Source organism: Parasphingorhabdus sp. (assembly GCF_965233695.1).
Lineage (GTDB): Bacteria > Pseudomonadota > Alphaproteobacteria > Sphingomonadales > Sphingomonadaceae > Parasphingorhabdus.
In genome coordinates this window covers 1291481-1313339 of the sequence record NZ_OZ247497.1, presented here as the reverse complement: position 1 = coordinate 1313339, position 21859 = coordinate 1291481, and the positions used below count along the sequence as shown (strand labels likewise).

22 protein-coding genes are annotated in these 21859 nt (G+C 56.1%); 9 read left to right on the top strand and 13 right to left on the bottom strand.

Annotated features, from left to right (window positions below; translation table 11 throughout):
- Nucleotides 1-109 precede the first annotated feature (109 nt).
- Nucleotides 110-1459: an MFS transporter gene (locus ACO6S1_RS06175; protein WP_422345446.1), complete on the top strand. Its 1350-nt coding sequence runs from the start codon at nucleotides 110-112 to the stop codon at nucleotides 1457-1459.
- Between the two features lie 215 nt (nucleotides 1460-1674).
- The gene (locus ACO6S1_RS06170; protein WP_422345445.1) at nucleotides 1675-1863 is read left to right on the top strand and encodes a hypothetical protein; all 189 of its coding nucleotides are present in this window, start codon (nucleotides 1675-1677) and stop codon (nucleotides 1861-1863) included.
- Here ACO6S1_RS06170 and ACO6S1_RS06165 read toward each other — a convergent pair.
- From ACO6S1_RS06165 to ACO6S1_RS06125, 9 genes are all read right to left on the bottom strand, one after another.
- Nucleotides 1838-2479 carry a TetR family transcriptional regulator gene (locus ACO6S1_RS06165; protein ID WP_422345444.1) on the bottom strand — a complete coding sequence of 214 codons (642 nt, stop codon included), beginning with the start codon at nucleotides 2477-2479 and terminating at the stop codon, nucleotides 1838-1840. The two genes, ACO6S1_RS06170 and ACO6S1_RS06165, sit on opposite strands and share 26 nt — an antisense overlap.
- 53 nt (nucleotides 2480-2532) lie before the next feature.
- Entirely contained in the window at nucleotides 2533-3402 is an 870-nt protein-coding gene (locus tag ACO6S1_RS06160; RefSeq protein WP_422345443.1) for a crotonase/enoyl-CoA hydratase family protein, read from the bottom strand.
- A gap of 188 nt (nucleotides 3403-3590) precedes the next feature.
- Nucleotides 3591-4373, bottom strand: coding sequence for an SDR family NAD(P)-dependent oxidoreductase (locus tag ACO6S1_RS06155; RefSeq protein WP_422345442.1), 783 nt, complete (start codon nucleotides 4371-4373; stop codon nucleotides 3591-3593).
- 22 nt (nucleotides 4374-4395) lie between these two features.
- Entirely contained in the window at nucleotides 4396-5568 is a 1173-nt protein-coding gene (locus ACO6S1_RS06150; RefSeq protein ID WP_422345441.1) for an acetyl-CoA C-acetyltransferase, read from the bottom strand.
- Between the two features lie 135 nt (nucleotides 5569-5703).
- Nucleotides 5704-7131: an aldehyde dehydrogenase family protein gene (locus tag ACO6S1_RS06145; protein ID WP_422345440.1), complete on the bottom strand. Its 1428-nt coding sequence runs from the start codon at nucleotides 7129-7131 to the stop codon at nucleotides 5704-5706.
- Nucleotides 7132-7227: 96 nt separating this feature from the next.
- Complete coding sequence (locus ACO6S1_RS06140) at nucleotides 7228-8520, bottom strand: cytochrome P450 (protein ID WP_422345439.1); 1293 nt, start codon at nucleotides 8518-8520, stop codon at nucleotides 7228-7230.
- Between the two features lie 11 nt (nucleotides 8521-8531).
- Nucleotides 8532-10067 carry an acyl-CoA synthetase gene (locus ACO6S1_RS06135; RefSeq protein WP_422345438.1) on the bottom strand — a complete coding sequence of 512 codons (1536 nt, stop codon included), beginning with the start codon at nucleotides 10065-10067 and terminating at the stop codon, nucleotides 8532-8534.
- A 105-nt stretch (nucleotides 10068-10172) separates the two neighbouring features.
- On the bottom strand, nucleotides 10173-10604 hold the full coding sequence (locus tag ACO6S1_RS06130; RefSeq protein WP_422345437.1) for a hypothetical protein: 432 nt from the start codon (nucleotides 10602-10604) through the stop codon (nucleotides 10173-10175).
- A gap of 48 nt (nucleotides 10605-10652) precedes the next feature.
- A complete protein-coding gene (locus tag ACO6S1_RS06125; protein WP_422345436.1) occupies nucleotides 10653-11390 on the bottom strand; it encodes a 6-phosphogluconolactonase in 738 nt (245 codons plus the stop codon).
- A 126-nt stretch (nucleotides 11391-11516) separates the two neighbouring features.
- Here ACO6S1_RS06125 and purU point away from each other — a divergent pair, with 126 nt between their 5' ends.
- Nucleotides 11517-12377 (top strand): formyltetrahydrofolate deformylase, encoded by an 861-nt coding sequence (purU, locus tag ACO6S1_RS06120; protein WP_422345435.1) that lies wholly within the window; start codon nucleotides 11517-11519, stop codon nucleotides 12375-12377.
- Here the strand turns inward: purU and gspI are convergent.
- A complete protein-coding gene (gene gspI / locus ACO6S1_RS06115; protein ID WP_422345434.1) occupies nucleotides 12374-12793 on the bottom strand; it encodes a type II secretion system minor pseudopilin GspI in 420 nt (139 codons plus the stop codon). The two genes, purU and gspI, sit on opposite strands and share 4 nt — an antisense overlap.
- Complete coding sequence (gspH, locus tag ACO6S1_RS06110; protein ID WP_422345433.1) at nucleotides 12790-13281, bottom strand: type II secretion system minor pseudopilin GspH; 492 nt, start codon at nucleotides 13279-13281, stop codon at nucleotides 12790-12792. The genes gspI and gspH overlap by 4 nt, the downstream gene beginning before the upstream one ends.
- Nucleotides 13282-13387: 106 nt before the next feature.
- Between gspH and ACO6S1_RS06105 the strand changes: the two genes are divergently transcribed.
- The 6 genes from ACO6S1_RS06105 to ACO6S1_RS06080 all read left to right on the top strand — a co-directional run bounded on the left by ACO6S1_RS06105 (nucleotide 13388) and on the right by ACO6S1_RS06080 (nucleotide 20257).
- Entirely contained in the window at nucleotides 13388-14185 is a 798-nt protein-coding gene (locus tag ACO6S1_RS06105; protein ID WP_422345432.1) for an enoyl-CoA hydratase-related protein, read from the top strand.
- Nucleotides 14186-14250: 65 nt separating this feature from the next.
- Nucleotides 14251-16215, top strand: coding sequence for an alkyl/aryl-sulfatase (locus tag ACO6S1_RS06100; protein ID WP_422345431.1), 1965 nt, complete (start codon nucleotides 14251-14253; stop codon nucleotides 16213-16215).
- 24 nt (nucleotides 16216-16239) lie between these two features.
- On the top strand, nucleotides 16240-17394 hold the full coding sequence (locus tag ACO6S1_RS06095; protein WP_422345430.1) for an acyl-CoA dehydrogenase family protein: 1155 nt from the start codon (nucleotides 16240-16242) through the stop codon (nucleotides 17392-17394).
- Nucleotides 17394-18419 carry an acyl-CoA dehydrogenase family protein gene (locus ACO6S1_RS06090; protein WP_422345429.1) on the top strand — a complete coding sequence of 342 codons (1026 nt, stop codon included), beginning with the start codon at nucleotides 17394-17396 and terminating at the stop codon, nucleotides 18417-18419. The genes ACO6S1_RS06095 and ACO6S1_RS06090 overlap by 1 nt, the downstream gene beginning before the upstream one ends.
- 72 nt (nucleotides 18420-18491) lie before the next feature.
- On the top strand, nucleotides 18492-19469 hold the full coding sequence (locus ACO6S1_RS06085) for an NAD(P)H-dependent flavin oxidoreductase (protein ID WP_422345428.1): 978 nt from the start codon (nucleotides 18492-18494) through the stop codon (nucleotides 19467-19469).
- 2 nt (nucleotides 19470-19471) lie between these two features.
- Nucleotides 19472-20257: an SDR family NAD(P)-dependent oxidoreductase gene (locus ACO6S1_RS06080; protein ID WP_422345427.1), complete on the top strand. Its 786-nt coding sequence runs from the start codon at nucleotides 19472-19474 to the stop codon at nucleotides 20255-20257.
- A 53-nt stretch (nucleotides 20258-20310) separates the two neighbouring features.
- Here ACO6S1_RS06080 and ACO6S1_RS06075 read toward each other — a convergent pair whose 3' ends face one another.
- Together ACO6S1_RS06075 and ACO6S1_RS06070 are read right to left on the bottom strand one after the other, a co-directional pair.
- Nucleotides 20311-20709 carry an RcnB family protein gene (locus ACO6S1_RS06075; RefSeq protein ID WP_422345426.1) on the bottom strand — a complete coding sequence of 133 codons (399 nt, stop codon included), beginning with the start codon at nucleotides 20707-20709 and terminating at the stop codon, nucleotides 20311-20313.
- Between the two features lie 190 nt (nucleotides 20710-20899).
- Nucleotides 20900-21847 carry a carbon-nitrogen hydrolase family protein gene (locus ACO6S1_RS06070; RefSeq protein ID WP_422345425.1) on the bottom strand — a complete coding sequence of 316 codons (948 nt, stop codon included), beginning with the start codon at nucleotides 21845-21847 and terminating at the stop codon, nucleotides 20900-20902.
- Nucleotides 21848-21859 lie beyond the last annotated feature (12 nt).

The window sequence follows — 21859 nt, the reverse complement described above, 5'->3', positions numbered from 1 at the left end:
AGGCGTTTCACGATCCACATTCTCGCAATGCAATTATTCTAACATCGCGAAACGGTCGATCGGCTGTTTTTGAGATACTTGTTCTGCCTTTAGAATGATTGGACACCCTATGGATCAACCACTTGGCGTTGGGAAGCAAGCAAGTTACGGCCTAGGGCAGATAGCAGGTCAAATATTCAGAGATGTGCCCTCGCTATTGCTTCTGTTTTTTCTGACAAATATCGAGGGCATAGAGCCCGTATTTGCCGGCATTGCGATTTTCTTCCCAAAACTTCTCGTGGGTGTTGGTAGCGATATCGTTATGGGCTCCCTGTCGAGCAGGCTCAAAGCCAGATTTCCGATGTCCCGCTGGCTGTTAACCGGAGCATTTCTAGTACCGATACCGTTGATATTGCTGTTTAGCGTTCCGGATATCGCGTGGCAGATGAAGCTTATCTATGTCGCGTTTATATTTTCTCTGTACATGTCCATCTATTCCAGTTTTTCAGTACCCTATCTGGCACTTGTCGCTTCTCTGACTCAGACGCCGGAAGAGCGGACAAAATTAATGGCTTGGCGCCTGGCGTTTACCGGATTGGGATTGCTCATCGCAGCCGGGGCCGCGCCAGCTTTCGTGGCTCAGCGTGGCGGAGGGGAAACAGCATATATCGAAATGGCGGTGGTGCTTTCGATTATTTGCTCCATTTCGTTGCTCATTGCATATCTCGGTACCTACAAAGTTGCTGATCTAAACACAGCGGGGGGCGCTGTTGATACAAATGCGGACGTTATAGAGCCGCATGAAATGAACAAACTTTCCGTGGCGGCAATCATCTCTGCCATGAAAGATCGGCGCTTTTCCAAATTGCTGATTGCCAACATTCTTCAACTGACCGGCGGCGGCATGAACTATGCCGCCTTATTATACTTCATGACCTACAATATGCAGCGTGCCGATGCCCTGTCTGTGATTGGACTCCTTACGTTTGCTATTGTTTTGGGTATCATTTTGTCACAGCCGGTGTGGGTCGCGATAGCAAAGCCTATTGGCAAACGGAAAGCCTATATGGCCGCGACAACATTGCATATCGGTTCAATTTTGATCTGGATCGGTTGGCCAACAGCGCCTTTTGAGATCATATGCGTTTGGGCATTCCTTGCCGGAGTAGGAAATTCAGGTTGGACAATGCTGGGATTTTCCATGGTTGCGGATCTGGAAGCAGAGGAGAAAAACGGAATTTTCTCTTCGCTTTGGGTTGCAGCGGACAAGGTTGGATTTGCGTTGGGAGGGACCTTGTTGATAGGCATAACTCTCTCGGCAGTAGGCTTCGACTCTTCCAAAGCGGCCGCCGGTCTTCCGCAGAGCGACATGGCCGTCCAAGGCATCATGCTTGCTTTTGGGCTTTTTCCGTCAACGCTTTATCTGATTTCTTTAATATTAATGGCTGGTTGGAAGCATCGCGCAGAAGAGCCTGCTTGACGGAAAAATGCGCGAAGTAACCCCCAAAAATGCGACAAAATACGCTCGGCCATGGCTCAATCGTTTGACCAAAATGATATATTGACGGATATCATCGCCCGCTTTTTTTTGCACCCAAAAGCGGCCATTAAAACCATCGCAGCAAGCGGACAGGAAGACGTTTGAACCCGGATATGTTACAAGAGCGCTCTCAAAACGAGAACGGGATCATTCTTGTGTCGAAGCTTTACCGACTTTCTGGACTTTCCATGGCGTTGGTGCTGGCGATCATATTGTCCGGTTGCGCCGCCAACACGATCGGGATGGAGCGTGCCGGTAGCATGACAGAGGCGGCGCGGGTTTTGATGGCAGATGTGCAGACCGAAGCCCGGCCAAAACCTATCGCGCCAAAATCCCGGCCATGATCAGGTCAACCGTCTGCTCACGATAGGAATCGCGCATCTTCTCGTGGAAGTCATCCCGGCCATAGCAATATTTCCAGACCAGCTTGCCGGTGAAAAACCGGTCAGCGGCACCGGTGACGGCGGAATAGAATAGCTGCGGGTCGAGATCACGGAAAACGCCGGTCTTGATACCGTCGCCGACAAAAATGCTATAGGCTTCGGACAGAGGTTTGAGATATTTTTCGGCAATATCGCGGGCGCCTTCCGGCGGCAGATCGCGGATCAGGCGCATCGTCAGGCGGTGAATATAGGGATATTGATAATAGGTATCGATGACCGCGCCGATATGGTGGCGTAGCTTGTCTTCGGGCGGCATATCTTTCGCGATCAAAAGCCCGACATCCTCGACAATCTTGGTCATGTCGCGCTCGAGAATCGCCTCGAGCAGGCCGTCCTTGTTGCCGAAATAATATTTGACCAGCGCGCTGTTCAGACCGGAACGCACCGACAGCTCGCTAAAGGATATATCAATCGTGTCGCCTTCGCGCATGATCTGGCTGGCTGTTTCGATCAGCTTGCTGCGTGCGCTGGCACCGTCGATGTCCCCGTTTTTATCCACCTGATTTTCGGCGCTCATGCTATTTCCCCTCGATAGACCGGCCTTTACCAAAGCAGGCCTGCCTCAAGCAATTACTTATAAACAGGTTCCTCCCACCAAGGAAAGGTATCTGGCATGTCTGTCGACACTTTGTCCGGATAGACCGGATCGCGCTTTTCCAGGAAACTGGCAATGCCTTCCGCTGCATCGCCGGATTTGGCGCGGTTGAAGATGATCCGGCTGTCAATCTTGTGCGCTTCCATCGGATGGTCGGCGCAGGGTATTTGCCACAGCATCTGCCGGGTGAGCGCTATCGATACCGGCGCGGTATTGTCGACAATTTCCCGCGCCAGCGCATAAGCGGCCGGCAGCAGCTCCTCCGGCTTGTGGATCGAGCGGATCAGGCCGCCGTCAAGCGCTTCCTGCGCATTGAACACGCGTCCGGTCATGCACCATTCCAGCGCCTGCGGCCGCCCGACAATATGCGGCAGAAACCAGCTGGCCGCGCCATCAGGGGCAATCCCGCGCCGGGCAAAGACAAATCCGAATCGCGCCGTCTCGCTGGCAAGGCGAAAATCCATCGGCAGTTGCAATGTTGCACCAACCCCGACCGCTGCTCCGTTCACCGCCGCAATAACCGGCTTCAGGCATTGATAGATACGCAGCGTCAGCTTACCGCCGCCGTCACGGACCCGCGGATCGGAATAATCGTCCACCGGATCGCTGCTGGCAAAGGGCTTGCCGCCGCCTTCCGGTGTCAGATCAGCACCGGCGCAAAAGGCGCGGTCTCCGGACCCCGTCACAACCACGGCGCGCACGTCGTCGTCGGCATCAATCTGATCAAATGCGTCGCACATTTCCTTCAACATCGTATTGGTGAAGGCGTTCATTTTTTCCGGACGGTTGATCGTGATCGTCGCGATATTGTCGGCGACATCATATTTGATCTGGGTGTAGGTCATGGGGAGGATCCTCTCATAGCCCTCTCCCTCTTCAGGGGAGAGGATAGATTTGCTTGCCGGTTTACCCGGCTAGAAAATCTTGGAGAGGGGGCTGGCAATATTACTCTCCCCTCTCCAACGTCGCTAGGCAGCAAAGCTGCCAAGCTCTCGTTTCCTCTCCCCTGAAGAGGGAGAGGAGTTTATTCTTACTACCGCGGCGCCATACGGATTGCACCGTCGAGACGCACATCTTCACCGTTGAAATAACCGGTTTCGATCATGCACAACGCGAGTTTGGCATATTCGTCAGGCTGGCCGAGCCGCTTCGGGAAAGGCACGGATGCAGACAATGCATCACGGACCTTGTCAGGCGCTCCGGCAAGCAGCGGCGTGTCGAAAATGCCCGGCAGGATCGTGTTTACACGAATGCCTTCAGCCATCAGATCGCGCGCGATGGGCAGGGTCATGCCAACGACACCGCCCTTGGAAGCGGAATAGGCGGCCTGGCCCATTTGGCCGTCTTCAGCCGCGACCGACGCCGTGTTGACCATCGCGCCACGTTCGCCATCTTCCATGGGGTCAAGCGTCAGCATTCCGGCCGCCGACTTGGCAATGCAGCGGAATGTGCCAACCAGATTGACCTGAATCACGAAATTGAACGCATCCATCGGGAAATGGCTGATCGAGCCATCTTCGCGGCTGCGCTTGGCGGTTTTGATCGCATTGCCGATACCGGCGCAGTTGACCAAAATACGTTCCTGACCATTGGCCGCCCGGGCCTTTTCAAAGCCGGCATCAACGCTGTCATCATCGGTCACATTGACCTTGCAGAAAACACCGCCCAGTTCGGCAGCCAGCGCTTCGCCCTTTTCTTCGTTCAGGTCGAACAAGGCGACCTTAACGCCTTTTTCCGCCAAGCGCCGCGCGGTCGCTGCACCAAGGCCAGAGGCACCGCCCGTAACCACGGCCGACATTGTGTTGTTGAGTTCCATGAGTTTTCTTTCTGTTCTAAACTTAATTCAAACGCTCGATGATGGTGACATTGGCCTGACCGCCGCCTTCGCACATGGTCTGCAGGCCATATTTGGAGCCGCGGCTTTCCATCGCATTGAGCAAGGTCGCCATCAGCTTGGTGCCGGATGCGCCGAGCGGATGACCCAGAGCAATCGCGCCACCATGGACGTTGATCTTGCTGCGGTCCGCGCCGGTATGTTTCAGCCATGCGAGCGGCACGGGCGCGAAAGCTTCGTTGACCTCATACAAGTCGATATCATCAATCTTCATGCCCGCGCGCTGCAAAGCCCGGTCTGTCGCGAACAAAGGCTCTTCGAGCATGATCACCGGATCACCAGCCGTCACGGTCAGGTTTACAATCCGTGCGCGTGGCGTCAGGCCATGGTCCTTCAGAGCCTGTTCGGAACAGACGAGAACAGCGCTCGAACCGTCGCAAATCTGGCTGGCATTGGCCGCGGTAATCGCGCCGCCTTCCTGCAAGACTTTCACGCCGCCGATGCTTTCCATGCTGGCGTCGAAGCGAATACCTTCGTCGACCTTGTGCATTTCTTCGCCTTCTGGCGTTTCGATTTTGACGGCGACGATTTCATTTTCAAACGCGCCGGATTCCGTCGCTGCAATAGCTTTTTTGTGACTTTCCAAGGCAAAGGCATCGAGATCATCGCGATTAAAGCCGTGTTTTTTCACCAGCATTTCCGCGCCCATGAACTGGCTGAACTGCACGCCGGGATAGGCTTGCTCAAGCCGCTCACTCTTGTTGGTGCCGAGGCCGGCATCTTTAAACAGCTTGAACGTGGAGCCCATTGGCACGCGGGTCATGCTTTCGATACCATGGGCCAGCACCATATCCTGTGTGCCGGACATAACGCCTTGTGCCGCAAACTGGATGGATTGCTGCGAAGAGCCACATTGACGGTCAATCGAGACGGACGGAATGCTGTCAGGCAGTTTCGAAGCCAATACGCTGTTGCGGCCGACATCACCGGATTGCTCGCCGCCCTGCATAACACAACCGGTGATGACATCTTCAATCGCAGCGGGATCAAAATCATTCCGGTCTGCAATCGCATCCAGCGTTGCTGCGCCGAGATCCACAGCATGGGTTCCTGCCAACCGGCCGCCACGGCGACCGCCTGCGGTCCGCACTGCATCTACAATATAGGCTTCTGCCATCTTCCTGCTCCTTAAAACTGTTTGAGAATCCAAAATTTAACTGAACGATTAAACCTGCGCCGCCCTAGGGTCAAATGAAAAAGCCGATCATCACAATAGTGATAACCGGCCTTTTTCGAGTCTTAACCTGCGTTTTTAGGCAGGTACGTTGTCTTTCTTGACCGTGATGACCTGCGGATAGGTAAATTCAAGCAAGCCTTCCTTGCCATATTCGGCGCCGAAGCCGGACTGTTTATGCCCGCCAAAGGGAGCGAACGGCGACAGGTGCAGGAATTCATTGACCCAGACGGTTCCGGTTTCCAGCTGCTCGGCAATCTCCACGCCCTTGTCGGGATCGGCGGTCCAGACCGCTCCGGCGAGACCATATTCGCTGTCATTCGCGCGCTGGATCGCTTCTTCGGTGGTGCTGAATTTCATCAGCGGCATAACCGGTCCGAACTGTTCTTCAGCCACAATCCGCGCATCTTCTGGCGGATTGTCGAGAATCGTGATCGGCATATAATAGCCCGGAACATCAGGATCGTGGTCGCCGCCGACGAGGAATTTATAGCCATTATCCTTGGCATCCTGAACCAGTTCGATGACACGATCATATTGCTTCTTGTTCTGGATCGGGCCAACCGCTGTGCCTTGCTGTGAGCCATCGCCAACCTTCACGTTTTTGGCATATTCGGCAATGGCAGCGCTCAGCTCGTCATAAATATCTTCGTGGATATAGATGCGTTTCGCTGCGACACAGATTTGACCGGCGTTGGTAAAGCTCGACCAGAAAAGCTGCTCGGCCACTTTCTCTACATTGGCATCGGGCAATACGATCGAGGCATCATTTCCGCCGAGTTCCAGCGTGATCCGTTTGAGATCCTTGGAAGCGCCTTCCATGATCTTCTTGCCGGTTGCGGTGGAGCCAGTGAACGTGATCTTGTCGATATCGGGATGCGCTGTAATCAAGGGTCCCAAGCTATCTTCACCGGTAATGATATTGACGACTCCGGGAGGTGCAAGATCCTTGATCAGCTCGGCCAGCCGCAATGTTGCGAGCGGTGTGAACGGCGAAGGTTTCAACACGATCGTACAACCGGACAAAAGCGCTGGCGCGATTTTCTGCACCGCCATCATGACCGGGAAATTCCACGGCACGATGCCGCCAACCACGCCCACCGGGACCCGGCGGGTACGGCTAAAGCGCTCGTCCGTATCCTCGTTGATTTCGTCATCAAGATCCAGCGTCGATTGCGCGCCAGCCATCAGCGATGCACCCATGATTTCGGCCTGCGCCTGAGCATGGGGCTTGCCTTGCTCAGCGGTCAGCAGGCGGAATAGCTCGTCGAGATTTTCCTTGATCGTCGCAGAAATCGCCTGAACCACAGCGCGGCGTTCCTCGATCGGTTTCTTGCTCCAAGCCGGAAAGGCTGCACGGGCAGCGGCCACTGCCTGATTAAGCTCGGCTTCGCCGCAAGCAGGCACCTGGCCGATAACTTCTTCATTGGCGGGATTGACCACGTCCAGCATTTCGGATGTGCTGACCATCTGGCCGTTGATAAGATTCTTATATTGGGTGATCATTTTGCTCTCCTTTGGGATTTCTGCCGTATCGTTTCTATTTTGGTTCCGTATAACTTATTACAAGGCCCGGTGCGCCTGTCATTTTGCCTATATCGTTCATTTCGACAGCGTGTATCGTAAAGGCAGGGTTTTGAGCCCGCCCACAAAACTCGATTTTGCCCGCCTGGGTTCTCCTGCCAGTGCGACCGTCTCAATCCGGTCGAGCAGTTCGTTGAACAATATCTTCATCTCCAGCCGCGCCATATGCAGGCCGAGACACTGATGCGCGCCAGCACCAAAGGCGAGATGGCGATTGGGTGAGCGGGCCGCGTCAAATTTGCGGGGATTGTCGAAAACCCGGTCATCATGATTGGCCGCGACATAGTTGATCATCAACCAGTCGCCCTTTTTGACAGACACGCCGCCAAGCTCAACATCCTCAGCCGCCGTGCGCATGAAATGCTGCACCGGGGAGGTCCAGCGGATGGCCTCCTCGACAATGCCGGGCAACAGGTCGCGATCCGCTTTGAGCCGCGCAAACTGCTCGGGGTCCTGCGCCAGTGCCATCATCGCACCGGATGTCGATGCTGATGTCGTGTCATGCCCTGCCGACGCCACAATGATATAATAGCCCGCCATATCGCGGTCGCTCAGATATTCGCCATCGACCTTGGCATTGGCAATCACGCTGGCGACGTCATCGGTGGGATTGGCGCGCTTTTCTTCGGTCAGCCTGGCAAAATAGGTTTCGAAATCAGCGACCGCGCCGATGACCAGCTGGGTGATCTGCTCTGCCGTCATGTTGGCCATGCCGGTTTTGTTGAGGTCCTCATCCTGACCGCCAAACATTTGCTGGGTCAGGAACAGCATGCGCTGTTCATCCGCCTCCGGCACACCCAAAATCTGCATGATGACGTGCAGTGGATAAGGCGAGGCAACCAGTGGGACAAAATCCGCTTCCGGCCCTGCCTCCACCAGCCGGTCAACGGTGGCCTTGGCCAGCGCGCTAATCTCCCCTTCGAGCTGCTTGAGGTTTTTCGGCATGAACCATTCCTGGGTCAGCCGGCGATATTTCGGATGTATCGGCGCGTCCAGCGCGACCAGCGAATTGACCAAATGCGGGCTGCCGCCGGTCACCGCTTTCACAATTTCCTCGCCTTCGCGAAACCCAAACACCACGCCACGCGGATTGTTGAGAAACGTCTTGTTGTCCTTGCTGATCCGCATGACATCATCATAGCCGGTCACCAGCCAGAACGGATCATGCAGGTCGCCATTCTCGATGCGCGCAACCGGCATGTCCCGGCGCAGCCTGTCAAACTTGTCGAGCAGGCCATCCCATTCGGCATAGGCAACCGGATCGATTACTGCGGCGGCAATGTCTGCCGGTGCTTGTGGCGCTGCGCTCATGTCATCCTCCTTCAAACAATCCGGCTGTCGGTCTTGCCCCAATATTCGTCTCGGAGCAGGCGTTTGTAGAGTTTGCCGGTTGCCACGCGGGGCAATTCGGCCCGGAAGTCTATCTGTCGCGGAATTTTCACACCGGACAATGTCTGCCGTAAATAGACCTCCAGCTCCTGCGCGAAGGCATCGCCAGCGTCCGCCATATCGGCCGGTTGAATCACCGCAACGACGCGCTCACCCATATCCTCATCCGGTGCACCGATAACGGCAGCATCCAGCACTTTGGGATGGGTGATGAGCAGATTTTCGATCTCCTGCGGATAGATGTTCACGCCGCCGGAAATGATCATGAAGCTCTTGCGGTCAGTGAGGTACAGAAAGCCATCCTCATCCACCTTTCCGACATCGCCCAGCGAGGTCCAGCCATGTTTGTTATGCGCGGCTTTGGTTTTCTCCGGGTCATTATGATAATTTACCGGCGCGCCGCCTTCAAAATAGATCTGCCCTTCTTCGCCGACAGGCACTTCGTCATCATTTTCATCGCAAATATGCACAATCCCCAGAAGCGCCTTGCCGACCGAGCCCTTATGCTCCAGCCAGTCTTCGGAGTTGATGAAGGTGAAGCCATTGCCCTCTGAGCCCGCATAATATTCGCGGATTATCGGCCCCCACCATTCAATCATTTTTTCCTTCACCGGAATCGGACAGGGCGCCGCGGCATGCACCGCGCAGGTCAGGCTGGATACATCATATTTCGCCCTTGTCTCCTCCGGTAGCTTGAGCATCCGGCTGAAATGCGTCGGCACCCATTGGCTGACATCGACTTTATATTTCTCGATCAGCGCCAGCGCCTGTTCGGCATCGAATTTTTCCATCACGATCACCGTGCCGCCCATCTTGTGAACGGTCATGCACCAGCGCAGCGGGGCGGCGTGATAAAGCGGGGCGGGTGACAGATAGGTGCAGCCGGGTTGAAACCCGAAAGCGCCCTGCGCCATCATCACCAAGGCGTTGGGCGCGGCAATATCTTCATTCTCTGGAAACGGGATGCGCACGCCCTTGGGCCGGCCCGTCGTGCCCGAGCTGTACAGCATATCGGTGCCATGACGTTCATCATCAATCGGGCCGTCCGGCAACGCGGCCAAAACGGGCTCGATCGCGCGGCTATCCTCCACGCCATAGAGAAATACTTTCACATCGGGGTTCAGCTTGTGCAGTTCGTCGACAACGCCCTGCTTGCTATCAGAGCTGATCAACAGCGTCGCGCCGCTATCGCTTAAAATGTAGGACACCTCAGCAGCCGTCAGGCGGCTGGGGATAGCGACATAATAAAGACCCGCACGCTGCGCACCCCAGGCGAAGTCAAAGAAATTGGGATGGTTGTCGAGCAGCACCGCCACCGTATCACCGATTTGCAGACCCTCTTGGCGGAATAAATGCGCCATGCGATTGGACGCTTTGTCGAGTTCAGCATAAGTTTCAACGGCACCGGTGCTGGCCATGATGACCGCTGGTTTGTCGGGATTTTCCCGGGCATGCAGATAAGGATGCATTGGTTGCTTCTCTCCATTGGGGCTGACCGCGTTGCATAGCGATTCGATTGGAGAGCATAGTGATTTAATTGCATGATTAAATCAACCAAACACTGCGCCGATAGACTAGCTGTATTTTTTCTTGCGAATATAGGCGTACAGCACGACCATGATGAGCGACAAGCCGCCCAGTGGCGCCAGATAAAATTGCAGAAAATTATGGATGCGGTTTTTCGATTCATCTGTCGGGTGGATGAGAACTTCGACATCATCGCCTATAAAATAGCCGCACCACTTTTTCCGGGAAGGCGCAAAGCCGCCTTCGACTTCGAGCCCGTCACGGGTTTTCGCAACCGGTGCAAAAGAGGCCTTGGAAGAGCTTCCGAAATTTTTTCGTATGACCTGACATCGCGCTATGGTTGCGGGCTGCCGCTCGGCAGAGAGCATCACATCGGCCCGGTCGTAAACCAGCCAAGCCGTCAAACCCACTGGTGACAGAAACAACCCGAACAAGATGACCTTCGCGACCCACATTGCGGGAGTCGCTTTAACGGCCATTCCTTATCGAACTATTATCAATGGCGGGTTGCTCCGAAAAACAACCCCCTAATTTTCCACATATATATCAACAGGCACCGTCAAATCGGCAAAGACACGTCCGATGGATGCCATGCTGCTGGCTCCTTCGGCAATGGCTTGCTCGAGAAACATTTGCGCGCCGGCTCCGTTCAGCAAGACCAATACCGTCCGTGCCTCGCAAATTGCGGCCTTGGTAATAGTTACCAGCGGCGTATCGCCATTGTCCGGCATGATACCGACGGCTCGTTTTTCCTTGGGGCCATCCAGCGCTTCTTCGAGATCCGCGCTTTCGACTAGACCAGCCGTACTGCCATCTTCGTCCATGCCCAGCCAGACCAGATCCGGCGGCCATTTGGTGTCCTGCAGCCGCGCATCAGCAGCGCCGCCAGCAAGGTGATAATCGTCATTCTCGGTCGCAATCGGCAGCACCCGCGCCCCGCGCGTCAGAAAGAGCTGGGCCAGTGTTTTGACATGGCTGCGGGGATCATCGACCGGCACCAGATAGTCATCGGTGGGAATGATGGTGACATATTTCCACTTGATCTGCTTTTCCGCGAGCGCTTCGAGCACCGGCATCGCATCATCATTGACCGGCAAGGCAAGCAAAGCTTCGCCGCGCGCATCCAGCGCGCTTTCGATGATGAAGGCAATGTCACCGGCGACGGCATCAACCATCTCTGCCTTGTCATCAAAATCCCACCATTCGAGCTGGGAATCCTCGCCTTCCGGCAAATCATCCAGATCCCAAGAATCGTCTTCACTCATATCGCGTCCTGTCTTTCGGGTGTCTTGTGGAGGCTTCTAATCGCTGCAGAAATCAGCACAAGGGGAAATCCCGCTTTTCAAACTGCCAAGTTTGGGCCAATTGGTAGCCCAAGAGGCGATATGCATATGACGCAAAACTATATTCTTACCCTGACTGCCGAAGACCGGGTCGGCCTGGTGGCCGCCGTAACCGGCTTTCTGGCGGAGCATGACGGCTTCATTCTCGACAGCCAACAATATGCCGATCTGGAGCTGGAACGGTTTTTCATGCGGGTTGAGTTCAAGGGGGCCGGTGACAGGTTTCCGGCAAGCCTCGATGCCCTAACTGACAAGTTTTCGGCGGTCGGCACCCGCTATGCACTGGACTGGACATTGGTCAGCGGCGCGGCAAAGCCCAATATTGTGATCGCCGTATCCAAGGGCAGCCATTGCCTCAATGACCTGTTGCACCGCTGGAAAACCGGGGGACTGCCCGTCAATATAACCGGCGTGGTCAGCAATCATGACAGCCTGCGCGACCTTACCGAATGGCATGATGTTGCCTTCCATCATCTCCCCGTAACCGATGGCAATCGGGCTGAGCAGGAACAGGCGATATTGGATATCATGGGCGAGCAACAGGCCGATTATCTGATCCTCGCGCGTTATATGCAGATACTGTCCGACGATCTAAGCCAAAAACTGGCCGGACGCTGCATCAACATCCATCACAGCTTTCTGCCCGGCTTCAAGGGCGCGAAACCCTATCATCGCGCCCATGAGCGCGGGGTAAAGCTTATCGGCGCTACCGCCCATTTTGTCAGCGCCGAGCTCGATGAGGGACCGATTATCGAACAAGCGGTGGAACGCGTCGATCACCGGGCGAGTGTCGAGGAGATGATCCGCATCGGCCGCGATATCGAGGCGCAGGTTCTCGCCAAGGCGGTCAAATGGGCGGGTGAGCACCGGATCTTGCTGAATGGCAATCGGACGGTGGTATTTCGCTAAGGCTGGTTTTCCGCCAATGGCCCCGGTTCGGGTGCATCGAGTATGATGTCCGCTGGGCGCAATATTGTGAGCGTCGCGGGGGCGCCACTGACCTTTTCCTGCGCCGTGATATCAACTTGTATGAAATTTCCCTCTTCGGTGAGGCGCGCGCTTTGCGACCATGTCCAGCGGAGGCCGCCATTTTCCTCCTCGCCGCTGCTATCGCCCAGACTTGGCGGGCGCGGGTCGGTGAGTATTTCGACGGCGCGGTTGCGAACCACAGATTGCGCAACCACCCGCAATTCCAGCTCGGCGGTGTTGCGGGTCGTGTAACCTTGCAGCCGGATCAGCGCGAGCGCCGCGAGACTGAAGACTGACAGCGCGACCAGCATTTCGATCAGCGTGAAGCCCCGTTCATGCCCATGCTGTAACTTCATGGCGCTTCCTTCCCGCCCGCCAATTGCACATCGCCCATCGGTGCGATCACAATGTTGCGGGCGAAATCCTTGTAGGCCAAACGCACTTCGGCGCGGTCACTGGGTAAGCCTGTACTTTCAAAACTGATAAGCAACGGGCCGGTTTCTCCAACCTCCGCAATTACCCCATCAGACCAGCTGGTTGACCGAAAAGGCTTGTCCTCCATCACCGACCAGGCACCTTTGCGCCGCTCCAGGAAGCTGTAGCCGGAGGGCGTGACCTGCACTGCCATTGGGCGGGATTGCAATATCGCATTGTCACGCAAGGCCGCCGTGCGCGCAGCAAATTTCTGAGCGTCCTGTTCAAGATCATTACTGCCATCGGGAAAGGACAATATCACAACCGACGCCATCAGGCCCAGAATCACTAATACAATCATGAGTTCCACCAGCGTAAAGCCGGTTTCATGACAATTTTGATCAGCGTTACAGCGGAGTTTCATAACCATAGCTTATCGGTTCCATCCGATCCCTCTCTTGCAGAAGCGGGACGGGCCTGCAATGGATGACCGAAGAGAAATAGTGATTCAGGCTAAACAAGCAGGTGGGGAATTTATGAGCGACGTCGTTCTATATGATAAACAGGACCGCGTGGTCACCATTACATTGAACAAGCCGGAGACGCGCAATGCGCTGTCGACCGATCTGTGCAGCGCGCTGGTGGCGGCAATGCAAAAGGCCGATGCCGACAAGGGTGTCAGCTGTGTCGTGCTGGCCGCCAATGGCAAAAGCTTCTCCTCTGGCGGCAACTTGCACGAGATCAAGGCGATGACCGCCGAGCAGAATATGTCGCCGCTGCAAATTGAAGAATGGTACAAGACCGGCATTCAACGCATTCCGCTGACCATGGCTGAAATTTCGGTCCCGGTTATCGCGGCGGTTAACGGCCATGCAATCGGTGCGGGCAATGACCTGACCACCATGTGCGACATTCGTATTGCCGGTGAAGACGCGATATTTGCCGAGAGCTTCCTGCGCGTTGGCATTATTCCGGGCGATGGCGGCGCATGGCTGCTGCCGCGCATCATCGGTCAGGCACGGGCCAACCAGATGCTGTTTACCGGCGAGTTTATCGATGCCCACAAGGCGCTGGATTACGGTCTGGTGTCAGAGGTGGTTGCAAATGATGCTTTGCTCAGCCGTGCCTACGAACTGGCCGAGCAGGTGGTTGCGTTACCGCCGCTCGCCATCCGCAAGACCAAAGAGCTGGTGCGCACGGCACAAAGCGTCACATTGAAGGAAAATCTCGATCAGGCGGCCTTGTTCCAGGGCGTCCTGCAACAGCTGGATGACCATCAGGAAGCGATTGATGCGATACTCGAGAAGCGCAAACCGGTATTTAAGGGGCGATGAAATGATTCTGTTTTTTTGTACTCCTGCCTGCGCAGGAGCACTGAAATATTTGCGGGGGAACTGACATGAATAAACGGATGATATTGGCGCTGGCGACCGCGCCATTTCTGATGGCCGCTGATGAGCCGCAAGCCAACACTCCACCAGAGGGTGTTGCAACGGCCTTCACCAAAGCAGCCAATGCCAGAGTTGCGGCACGCCTGCCGATTACTGATCAGACCGATTTCGACAATGCCAATCGCGGCTTTCTGGCCAAAATTGAAGACGCCCAGATCCTGAATGAAGACGGATCGGTGGCGTGGGAAACCGGCCAGTTTGATTTTATCAAAGACGCGGCCCCCGATACCGTCAACCCGTCACTCTGGCGCCAGGGCAAGCTGAACAGCATCCACGGATTGTTCAAGGTACAGGAAGGCATCTACCAGCTGCGCGGCTATGATCTGGCGCAAATGACCCTGATCGCCGGCAAATCCGGCTGGATAGTCGTCGACCCGCTGACCACGCCGGCTCCTGCCAAAGCAGCCCTGGCACTGGCCAATGACACATTGGGCGCGCGTCCGGTTCAGGCCGTGATCTTCACCCATAGTCATGGCGATCATTTTGGCGGTGTGAGCGGAGTTATCTCTCCGCAGGAACTACAATATGGCAAGGTGCAGATTATCGCACCTCATGGGTTCCTGCGCGAATCCATTGGCGAGAATGTCCTTGCCGGGACCACCATGAATCGCCGGGTGCAGTTTCAGTTCGGCACCAATTTGCCCGCCGGTCCTGCCGGTCATGTCGGCACCGGCCTGGGCCAATATCTGTCGAAAGGCGATCTGGCGCTGCTGCCGCCAACCAAAACGATCAGCAAGGACGGTGAAACGCTCGAAATTGATGGAATCACGTTTGAATTCATGGATGCGGGCGAGACAGAAGCACCGGCAGAACTGGTCTTCTACCTGCCCGAGTTTAAAGCCCTGCATACTGCCGAAGTCGTCACCCGAAATTTCCACAATGTCCTGACGCCGCGCGGGGCGCTGGTGCGGGACACGCTGAAATGGAGCAAGGTGATTGATGCGATGCTCGCCAAATATGGCGAGAAATCAGACGTGCTGCTCGCCAGCCATCATTGGCCGACATGGGGCAGCGACAATGTCCAGACGGCGCTGAAAAACCAGCGTGGACTATATCGCTATGTTCATGACCAAACCCTGCGACAAGCCAATCAGGGCGCGACCATGCATGAAATTGCCGAGAATATCGGCGAGCCCGATTTTGCCGCAACCGATTTTGGCGTGCGTGATTATTACGGGACGCTCAATCACAACAGCAAGGCGGTTTATCAGCGTTATTTCGGATGGTGGGACGGGGTTCCGGCGCACTATCATGCGCTGCCACCCGTCGAGGCATCGCGCAATTATGTCGCGGCCATGGGCGGAGCTCCCAAAGCGCTGTCTGTCGGAGAACGCGCCTTTGCCACTGGCGATTATCGCTGGGCTGCAACCGTCTTCAACCATATTGTCTTTGCCGATCCAACCAATGAAGCGGCCAAGAAATGGCTCGCCTCCACTTATGAGCAACTGGGCTTTCAGGCCGAGGCGGGGACGTGGCGGAACATCTATCTGTCCGGCGCCAAGGAACTGCGCGAAGGCAATGACAAAGGCGAAGCCATCGCAACCAATAATGCACGGGTGTTGAACAGTATCCCGGCGGTCGACCTGTTCGATGCCCTGGCCGCCCGTTTCAATCCGGCGCGGATGAGCAATGCGAGCGGGATCATCCAGTTCACCTTCCCCGATCGCGGCGAAGCGGTCAGTGTTGATCTGGACAAAAGCGTCATGTTCCCGCGTGCCGGAACCAATGACCGTTCGATTGCCCAAATCACCGTCAGCCGCACCGACTTTACCCGTATTCTGATGCGGGAAGTCACGCCGCGGGACCTTATTGTCTCCGGCAATATGCGGGTGCTGGGCAATGTTGGCCTGATGGCCGCGATGTTCGGCGCGCTGGATCCGGTGGATCCGCAGTTCAACATCGTGACACCCTGAATTCTAACCCTGAGGCATTTTTAGATGCAACGTTTCAATTTCCCTGTTGTCCAGCCTGATCCGGCGCTTGAAGAGCTGCGCGCCGAGCTGCAGGCATTTCTGAAAGAAGAACGCGAGGCGGGAAATTTCCGTCCCGAACCGGAATGCTGGATGGCCTCTTCAGACCCCGAATTTTCGAAGAAAATGGGCAAACGGGGCTGGATTGGGCTGACCTGGTCGAGTCAATATGGCGGCCATGATAAAACCGCGCTGGAACGCTATATCGTAACCGAGGAAACCTTGCGCGCGGGCGCTCCGGTCGGTGCACACTGGATTGCGGACCGACAACATGCGCCGATGCTGATTGAACATGGAACCGAGGAGCAAAAGCGCGATATCCTGCCGCGCATTGCCGCGGGGGAATGCTATTTCGCCATTGGTCTTTCCGAACCCGGTGCCGGTTCCGATCTCGCCAATGTCAAAACCAAGGCGGAAAAAGTGGAAGGTGGCTGGAAAATCAATGGCCAGAAAATCTGGTCCTCCGGCGCGCATATCTCGCATTATATGGTTGCCATCTTGCGCACCTCGCCAGCCGATGGTCGCAACCGGCATGTTGGTCTTTCGCAGATCATGATCGATCTCAGCCTGCCTGGTGTGACGATCAAACCGATTACCGATCTGTCCGGCGATGCGCATTTTAACGAAGTCTATTTTGAGGATGTGATTGTTCCCGATGATTGCCTGCTCGGTGAAGAAGGCGGCGGCTGGAAGCAGGTGACCGGCGAGCTGGCCATGGAACGATCCGGCCCCGAACGGTTTCTGTCCAGCTATATCACGCTCGAAACGGCGCTCCATCAATTACAGGGCAAGCTGGGATCGGATTCCCATGCGCGCCTTGGCAAGCTCATCGCCAGCCTGCGGACCTTGCGCGGCATGTCCTGGGGCATCGCCAATCTGCTTCATCAGGGCGTATCGCCCGAGACCGAGGCCGCGCTCGTCAAGGATCTCGGCAATCGTCTGGAAAATGACCTGACCCTGCAAGTCCGGGCCTTGCTCAACGATCTGCCGGAGGACGAGTGGAGCGATGAAATGCGGCGTATCCTCAATATCGGTATATTGCGATCCCCGCCCAATACGTTGCGCGGTGGTACGACCGAGGTCATGCGCGGCATTACCGCGCGCCAGTTGGGGTTACGCTAATGATCAATATCGAAGGCATGGTCGCTGAAACCGCAGCGAAAATTTTCACCGATCTGTGCGGACGCGAAGTGCCGCACGAAGCCGAAGCCGGCAACTATCCCCAAGCCTTGTGGGATGCACTAGCCGAAAACGGCCTGCCGCTGGCATGGGTCAGCGAAGATAATGGCGGCTTTGGTGCGGATTATGATGAAGTATTCGGAGCCATCTGGGTAGCGGCAGAAGCCGCCTCACCGGTGCCCTTTGCCGAGACATTGGTCGCCAACTGGCTGCTTGATCGGGTGGGCATTGCGATTCCCGATGGCGCGTCCAGCTTTGCCCTGCTCGACGGCAAGACCGCCGGCGTTTCCTTTGCCAGTGCGGCTGATCATGTAGCCGTCTATAATGCGGGCAAGAGCGAGATTGCCCTCTACAAAACCGCTGATATATCGGCGGGCGATATGCAAGCGCTATCACCCGATGGCGATGTCCGCTTGGACTTTTCTGGCGCTACACCGGTCGCCAGCGCCGCAACCAACTTATCCCGGCGCGCCGTGGAAGCTTTGATATTGACCGTGCGCGCCGTGCAAATGGCCTCTGCGATCGAGGCCGCGCTCAATCTTTCCATCGCTTATGTTTCCGACCGCGAGCAATTTGGTCGGCCATTGTCGAAATTTCAGGCGATCCAGCATCAACTGGCGGTCGCCGCATCGGAAAGCGCGGCCGCGACCATGGCCGCGACCCAGGCCGCCAGCGCCCTCGCCCGCAACGCCGATGATCCGGAAAAAGCATGGCATGAGGCGGTGGTTGCCAAAGTTCAAATTGGTCACAGCGTCGAAGCCGTGACCGTGCCGTTCCATCAGGTGCACGGCGCGATGGGCTATACGCAGGAATATGACCTGCACCACTATACCCGCCGCCTTTGGGCCTGGCGCGACACATTGGGCAATGAGCATCACTGGTCCAAAACACTGGGCGCTGAGCTTGCCGTAACGTCACCGGACCAGATTTGGAAAGGCGTGACAACCGGCGCCTGGATTGCTAGTTAACTGACCGATTAAACCGATTCTCGAGGCGCCTCGCAGCGTCTCCATTCATTTCAACGCAAGAGGACAAATCCCATGAAAACACGCATCACAGAGCTTTTCGGTATCGAACATCCGATCATTCAGGGCGGGATGCACTATGTGGGATTTGCCGAACTCGCGGCAGCAGTTTCCAATGCGGGCGGCTTGGGGATTATCACTGCGCTGACCCAGCCTTCGGCCGAAGCTCTGGCCAATGAGATTGCCAAGTGCAATGACATGACCGACAAACCCTTTGGTGTGAACCTGACCTTCCTGCCGGTGGTCAATGCCCCGGACTATGAAGGCATGGTCAAGGCGATTATCGAAGGCGGTGTCAAAGTTGTCGAGACGGCTGGCAACAATCCCGTGCAGGTATTGCCTGCGCTTCATGATGCCGGCATCAAGGTCATTCATAAATGCACCGCCGTTCGCCATGCTCTGAAAGCGCAATCCATTGGCTGTGATGCGGTTTCCGTTGATGGTTTCGAATGCGGCGGCCACCCCGGTGAAGATGATATTCCCAACATGATCCTGCTGCCGCGCGCCGCCGATGAACTGGACATACCCTTTGTCAGCTCCGGCGGACAGGCCGATGCGCGTTCGCTTGTGGCATCACTCGCCATGGGTGCAGAGGGCATGAACATGGGCACCCGTTTCATCGCGACAAAAGAAGCGCCGGTGCACCAGAATGTCAAAGACGCCATCGTCGCCGCCAGCGAGCTCGACACCCGTCTCGTGATGCGTCCGCTGCGCAATACCGAGCGTGTGCTGAACAATCCTGCGGTCGAAAGGCTGCTGGAAATCGAGAAAGAAAAAGGCGCCGATCTGCAATTTACCGATGTCATCGAGCAAGTAGCCGGCGTCTATCCCAAAATCATGCTGGAAGGCGACATGGACATCGGTGCGTGGAGCTGCGGCATGGTTGCTGGCCTGATCAATGATATTCCGACCTGTAAGGAGTTGATCGACGGTATCATGAAAGACGCAGAAGAAATTATCAACGGTCGCCTCAAAGGCTTTCTCGCCGCCTGATCGTGGAGCCCTATCAGAAACTGAGCCGCTCCATTGCCGGCAAGAAAGCAATCGTCACCGGGGCAGCCAGCGGCATGGGCCGTGCGACCGCGCATCTGTTCGCCTCGGAAGGTGCGATTGTAGCCGTAACCGATCTCGATCAGGGGCGTTGCGACGCCGTTGTCGAGGAAATCGCGACAGCCGGTTATAGCGGCTCGGCAGAGGCCTGGTCGCTGGATGTCAGCAATCCTGACATCATCAAGGCGGTGGTTACCGATATCGCTCAGGCCTTTGGTGGTATCGATATTCTGGTCAACAATGCCGGATTCGCGATTCCGGCAGATGTTGCCGCGGAAAGCTACGAAGACAGCTGGGAGCCGACTCTGGCTGTCATGCTGGCGGCTCACCAGCGGATGATCCGCGCAGCCCTGCCTCATCTCAAGCAGGCCGAGCATCCCCGGATAGTCAATATCGCGTCAACCGAGGGACTGGGGGCCTCGCCGGGCAACAGCCCCTATGTCGCCGCCAAACATGGCGTGATCGGTTTGACCAAAGGCCTTGCGGTCGATCTTGGCCGTGAGGGCATCACCGTGAACTGCATCTGCCCCGGCCCGATCCGCACCGGTATCACCGACGCGATATCCGAAGAGCATAAGACCATTTACGCCAAACGCCGGGTAGCGCTGCGCCGCTATGCCATCCCGGAAGAAGTTGCGCACATGACCTTGTCCTGCGTGCTGCCCGCCGCCAGTTTCCTGACCGGCGCCGTTATCCCGGTCGATGGCGGCCTAACCATCAAGAACGCATGAAGCCTCCGGGATCGAGCCCAGAGGCTTCTGCTATTATCTGATCGCGTCTGCGATTAGCGCAACAGGGCATTGCCAATCACGGCCCCGATAATACCACTGGTCACACCGACCAAGACGGCATCATTGCCAGACCGGACCCAATGGTAACCGCGCGGTGCGGTCGCCAAACGATAGGCGCGGGGATTGCTGATCACGCGGTAATTGACCGCATGGCGGCGATCAAAGCGCTGTCCTTTGACCCAGCGCTGCTTGGTCGGCACATGGGCGGTGCGCACGACTTTCTGGGTACCAGTTCCTTTGACGGTCGTCTTCTTGGTAACGACCCGTTTTCCGTCTTTAACCGTCACTGTTTTCTTGACCGTCTTATGGGTGGCGGCCTCAGCCTGTGCGGTTACCATAGGCGATATGACCATCGTAGATGCAGCCAATATCATCAGAATCTTTTTCATCATAAACTCCTCTTCTACGCGGCGCCAACTGCGGCGTCGGAAACAGTTATGGCGAAAAACCGTCGCAGAGATTTGTCGGATTTGGGGTTTATTGTATCAAATTGTCGCGAGGAGACCGCGTTGTTCATCTGAAAAACAGGTTGAGCAGCTTTTCTTTCCCGGCAATGAGCGGAAGAGGTTTTTTACGAGTGAGTTAATCGCTTGATACATTCCGTTGGGCCACCTCATTCACCTTAAGCTCAAACACATCCGGTCGCGCATAATGACCGGCTACATCCATATCGAACTTGCCGCGCGTCCGGTCGTCCAAATCGATTTCGGCGGTTAGCAAAGTCTCTTCGCCAAATACCGGCCCAGCGATCACCTCGCCTGATGGCGCAACGATGCAACTGCCACCATTGATCAGAACCGTATCAGGGTCGTTGCCCTGGACCGCATCAAATTGCTCTGCGCCTAAACCGATCATCCCGCGTTCCAGATATTGGCAGGCAGACAGGACAAAGGAACGGCTTTCCAGTGCGATGGTCTGCATCGTCGGCAGCCAGACCGGGCGGTCATCCACTGTGGAGACACAATAGAAATCAGGCTGCGCGTCATAATAATAGCTGCGAAGCAGCGGCATGTAGTTTTCCCAGCAGATCGCGCTCACCAATCGCCCGGCGCTGCTGTCCATTACCGGCAGGTCGCTGCCGTCACCCTGTCCCCAGATCAGCCGCTCCATCGCGGTGGGAACCAGCTTGCGGTGGACGCCAAGCAGTGAGCCGTCACGTTCAAAGCCGAAAGTCGAGCAATAGAGAGTCGCGCCTTTGCGCTCGATGGCTCCGACGACCACGGCCATATCATTGGCGGCGACCGACTCGCTCAGTGCTTCAAATTCGGGCGAACCCAGTGCGATCGCATTGTCCGAATAGAGCCGAAACAATTCCCGCCCGGCATCGTTGCGCGATCCTACCCTAACGCCAAAATCTACCCCTTTGGGATAACCACCGACAAAAGCTTCCGGAAGCACGACCAATTGGCTTTTTGCTGCCTTAGTATCCGACAGTAAGTCCGCGAACTTGGTCAGGGTAGCAGGCGTATCGAACGGGTCCGACCCGGCTTGAACGACTGAAACCACACGACTCTTGGAATTGCTGCTCACGACCGATCCTCT

Bases quoted from the DNA above. Each gene is read 5' to 3' on its own strand.
- ACO6S1_RS06155 (WP_422345442.1), bottom strand. From the start codon at position 4,373: ATGGAACTCAACAACACAATGTCGGCCGTGGTTACGGGCGGTGCCTCT.
- gspH (WP_422345433.1), bottom strand. From the start codon at position 13,281: ATGGTTATGAAACTCCGCTGTAACGCTGATCAAAATTGTCATGAAACC.
- ACO6S1_RS06140 (WP_422345439.1), bottom strand. From the start codon at position 8,520: ATGAGCGCAGCGCCACAAGCACCGGCAGACATTGCCGCCGCAGTAATC.
- ACO6S1_RS06175 (WP_422345446.1), top strand. From the start codon at position 110: ATGGATCAACCACTTGGCGTTGGGAAGCAAGCAAGTTACGGCCTAGGG.
- ACO6S1_RS06145 (WP_422345440.1), bottom strand. From the start codon at position 7,131: ATGATCACCCAATATAAGAATCTTATCAACGGCCAGATGGTCAGCACA.
- ACO6S1_RS06125 (WP_422345436.1), bottom strand. From the start codon at position 11,390: ATGAGTGAAGACGATTCTTGGGATCTGGATGATTTGCCGGAAGGCGAG.
- ACO6S1_RS06095 (WP_422345430.1), top strand. From the start codon at position 16,240: ATGCAACGTTTCAATTTCCCTGTTGTCCAGCCTGATCCGGCGCTTGAA.
- ACO6S1_RS06165 (WP_422345444.1), bottom strand. From the start codon at position 2,479: ATGAGCGCCGAAAATCAGGTGGATAAAAACGGGGACATCGACGGTGCC.
- ACO6S1_RS06135 (WP_422345438.1), bottom strand. From the start codon at position 10,067: ATGCATCCTTATCTGCATGCCCGGGAAAATCCCGACAAACCAGCGGTC.
- ACO6S1_RS06075 (WP_422345426.1), bottom strand. From the start codon at position 20,709: ATGATGAAAAAGATTCTGATGATATTGGCTGCATCTACGATGGTCATA.
- ACO6S1_RS06100 (WP_422345431.1), top strand. From the start codon at position 14,251: ATGAATAAACGGATGATATTGGCGCTGGCGACCGCGCCATTTCTGATG.
- gspI (WP_422345434.1), bottom strand. From the start codon at position 12,793: ATGAAGTTACAGCATGGGCATGAACGGGGCTTCACGCTGATCGAAATG.
- ACO6S1_RS06105 (WP_422345432.1), top strand. From the start codon at position 13,388: ATGAGCGACGTCGTTCTATATGATAAACAGGACCGCGTGGTCACCATT.
- ACO6S1_RS06085 (WP_422345428.1), top strand. From the start codon at position 18,492: ATGAAAACACGCATCACAGAGCTTTTCGGTATCGAACATCCGATCATT.
- ACO6S1_RS06090 (WP_422345429.1), top strand. From the start codon at position 17,394: ATGATCAATATCGAAGGCATGGTCGCTGAAACCGCAGCGAAAATTTTC.
- ACO6S1_RS06160 (WP_422345443.1), bottom strand. From the start codon at position 3,402: ATGACCTACACCCAGATCAAATATGATGTCGCCGACAATATCGCGACG.
- ACO6S1_RS06150 (WP_422345441.1), bottom strand. From the start codon at position 5,568: ATGGCAGAAGCCTATATTGTAGATGCAGTGCGGACCGCAGGCGGTCGC.
- ACO6S1_RS06130 (WP_422345437.1), bottom strand. From the start codon at position 10,604: ATGGCCGTTAAAGCGACTCCCGCAATGTGGGTCGCGAAGGTCATCTTG.
- purU (WP_422345435.1), top strand. From the start codon at position 11,517: ATGACGCAAAACTATATTCTTACCCTGACTGCCGAAGACCGGGTCGGC.